General features: G+C 66.3%; 3 protein-coding genes. 2 read left to right on the forward strand and 1 reads right to left on the reverse strand.

Annotation, left to right across the window (positions count from 1 at the left end; translation table 11 throughout):
- Positions 1–1,266, forward strand: a 1,266-nt coding sequence (locus AC6RA4_RS24330) for a class II 3-deoxy-7-phosphoheptulonate synthase (RefSeq protein WP_500164721.1), incomplete at its 5' end; no start/stop codon positions are given.
- Positions 1,267–1,425: 159 nt separating this feature from the next.
- Positions 1,426–1,863 (forward strand): DUF4174 domain-containing protein, encoded by a 438-nt coding sequence (locus AC6RA4_RS24335; RefSeq protein ID WP_500164723.1) that lies wholly within the window; start codon positions 1,426–1,428, stop codon positions 1,861–1,863.
- Between the two features lie 119 nt (positions 1,864–1,982).
- On the opposite strand, the gene ggpS is transcribed toward AC6RA4_RS24335, so the two are convergent.
- Positions 1,983–3,219: glucosylglycerol-phosphate synthase (gene ggpS / locus AC6RA4_RS24340; protein ID WP_500164725.1), on the reverse strand; the 1,237-nt coding region annotated here is incomplete at its 5' end.

Consider the following 3,219-nt stretch of genomic DNA (forward strand, 5'->3'; position numbering starts at 1 on the left):
TATCCGCCGCTGGTGTTTGCAGGCGAAGCCCGCCGTCTTCGTGACGAGCTGGGCAAGGCGTCGCGCGGCGAAGCCTTCCTGCTGCAGGGCGGGGACTGCGCCGAGGCCTTCGACCAGTTCTCGGCCAATTCCATCCGCGACACCTTCAAGGTGATGCTGCAGATGGCGATGATCCTCACCTATGGCGCCAAGGTGCCGGTGGTGAAGGTGGGCCGTATGGCCGGCCAGTTCGCCAAGCCGCGTTCGGCCCCCACCGAGACCGTGGATGGCGTCGAGCTGCCGAGCTTCCGCGGTGACATCATCAACGAGCTGGCCTTCACCCCCGAGGCGCGCAAGCCGAACCCGCAGAAGATGCTGCAGGCCTACACTCAGGCGGCGGCGACGCTGAACCTGCTGCGCGCCTTCTCGACCGGTGGTTATGCCGACGTGCACCAGGTGCACCAGTGGACGCTGGGCTTCACCGAGGGCGAGAAGGCCGCGCGCTACCGCGACATGGCCAACCGCATCGGCGACACGCTCGACTTCATGAAGGCGGCGGGCATCGACAGCCACCGTTCGGCGGCGCTCCACCAGGTGAACTTCTACACCTCGCACGAGTCGCTGCTGCTCGAGTACGAAGAGGCGCTGACCCGCGTCGACTCGACCTCCGGTAAGTGGCTCGCGGGCTCCGGTCACATGATCTGGATCGGCGACCGCACCCGTCAGCCCGATGGCGCGCATGTGGAGTTTGCCCGCGGCGTGATGAACCCGATCGGTCTGAAGTGCGGCCCCTCGATGACCTCCGAGGATCTCAAGGTGCTGCTGGCCAAGCTGAACCCCGAGAACGAGGCCGGCCGCCTGACGCTGATCACCCGCTTCGGCGCCGGCAAGGCCGCCGAGCATCTGCCGCGCCTGATCGAGACGGTGCGCAGCGAGGGCGCCAATGTGGTCTGGGTCTGCGATCCGATGCACGGCAACACCATCAAGTCGGCCAGCGGCTACAAGACCCGTCCCTTCGACTCGGTGCTGCGCGAGGTGCGTGACTTCTTCGCGGTGCACCGCGATCAGGGCACCATTCCGGGCGGCGTGCATTTCGAGATGACCGGTCAGGACGTGACCGAATGCACCGGCGGCGTGTTTGCCGTGTCCGACGAGGATCTGAGCGACCGCTACCACACCGCCTGTGACCCGCGCCTGAACGCCTCGCAGTCGCTGGAGCTGGCCTTCCTCGTGGCCGAGGAGCTGACCTCGCTGCGCGACGACCACCCGCAGGTGGCGCACGGCTGATCCTCTCCGGATCTGGAACTTGCAGACGGCCGTCCTTCGGGGCGGCCGTTTTGCGTTTGTGGCGGGCAGAGGCCGTTTCCCGCCCATCGGGACAGATCCCCGGGAACCCCCGGCGGCGTTCGTGCGTAGGGCTGGGACCCGTCCAGACAGGAGATTCTCATGGGCCGCATTCGCATGAAAACCAAGCTCGGAGTCGCCGTCATGGCCGGCGCGATCGCCGCCACGCAGGCGGCTGCCGCGACCGACCTGTTCCAGGCGCTCCCCTCCGATGCCCGCGACCTGAACGGGATGCGCTGGGACAAGCGCCCGGTGCTGCTTTTCGCCCCGTCCGAGGATCACCCCGACTATGCCCGCCAGATGAAGATGCTGCGCGCCGCCGAAGCAGCGCTCGCCGAGCGCGACATCGTGGTGCTGAGCGATCTTGACGACCGCACGCCCTCGCCGATCCGACAGGGCTTTCAGCCCGGCGGCTTCAAGCTGGTGCTGGTCGGCAAGGATGGCGGCGTGAAGCTCGAGCAGGACGCGGTGCTGGCGCCGGAAGAGCTTTTTGCGGTGATCGACCGGATGCCGATGCGCCGGAACGAGATGTCCGACTGAGGCCGCCCGGCGCGAAGGACCGCGTCGATCAGGGCAACGGAAATGGGGCAAGCATTGTTGCTTGCCCCTTACTCGTGAAAAAGGATCTGGTCATCAAACCTGGATCGAGAGGGCCCGTTTCAGGCCATCTCGGCTTCTTCGGCCTTGCTCGCGTCGCCGAAATCCTTCGGCGAGAGCAGGGCCAGCTGATCTTCGGCCCAGTGCTGGGTGTCGCGCTTCTCGACCGAGGCGCGCAGCAGCTCCATCCGGGCGCGGCGCTCCTCTTCCGGCATGTCCAGAGCCATGTCGATGGCGAAGTCCATGGCGCGGCTCGAGAACGGGTTGGCCAAAACGGCGGCGCCCATTTCGACAGCAGCGCCAGCGAATTCCGACAGAACCAGCACGCCGTCGCCATCCTTGCGGGCGGCCACGTATTCCTTGCAGACCAGGTTCATGCCGTCGGCAAGAGGGGTGATCCACGCCACGTCCGCGACCTGATACCAGGCCACCAGTTCCTCGAAGGGAATGGCGCGCGAGATCAGCGCCACCGGCTGGAAGGTGAAGCTACCGAAGCGCCCGTTGATGCGGCCGGCGATCTCTTCCAGTTCCTTCTGGATCGGCTCGTAGACCGTCATGTTGCGGTTCGCCGGCACCGAGACATGTAGCAGCCGCACGATGCCGCGCAGTTCGGGGCGGCGCTCGAGCAGCCGCTCGAAGGCCAGAAGCTGATCGGCCCCGCCCTTGGTATAGTCGGTCCGACCGACGGAGAGCAGCACCTTGCTGTCGCCGATCTCTTCGCGGAAGCGCGCAGAGAGCTTGTCGGTCTTCTCGGAGGCGGCCAGCGACTTGATGTACTCGACATCCACGCCCACCGGCGTCACGCCAAGCTGCACGACACGCTCGTCGGTGTGGATCTCGGTCGGCACGGTGCGGTCGGACAGCGCCGAGCCTTCCGACATCATGTCGTTCTCGACCTTGATCCGCGGCACGTTGCCCACGTCGCGCAGCGAGCGCACGCAGGACACGAAGTTCGACGCGTAGCGCGGGATGTGGAAGCCGACCACGTCGCAGCACAGCAGCGAGTCGATGATCTCGCCACGCCATGGCAGCACGTTGAACATGTCCGCCGCCGGGAAGGGCGTGTGGTGGTAGAACGAGATCCGCACATCGGGGCGCATCTGGCGCAGGTAGCCGGGCACCAGCCACAGGTTGTAGTCGTGCACCCAGACGCTGGCGCCCTCGGCGGCCTCCGAAGCGGCGGCCTCGGCGAAGGCCCAGTTGACCTCCTTGAAGGTCGGCCAGTCGACGGGATCGTAGTTATACTTTTCCTTGAACCCGTGAAGGATCGGCCAGAACGCCTCTTTCGAGGTGACGTGG

Source organism: Salipiger sp. (genome assembly GCF_059781815.1).

Bases quoted from the DNA above. Each gene is read 5' to 3' on its own strand.
- AC6RA4_RS24335 (WP_500164723.1), top strand. From the start codon at position 1,426: ATGGGCCGCATTCGCATGAAAACCAAGCTCGGAGTCGCCGTCATGGCC.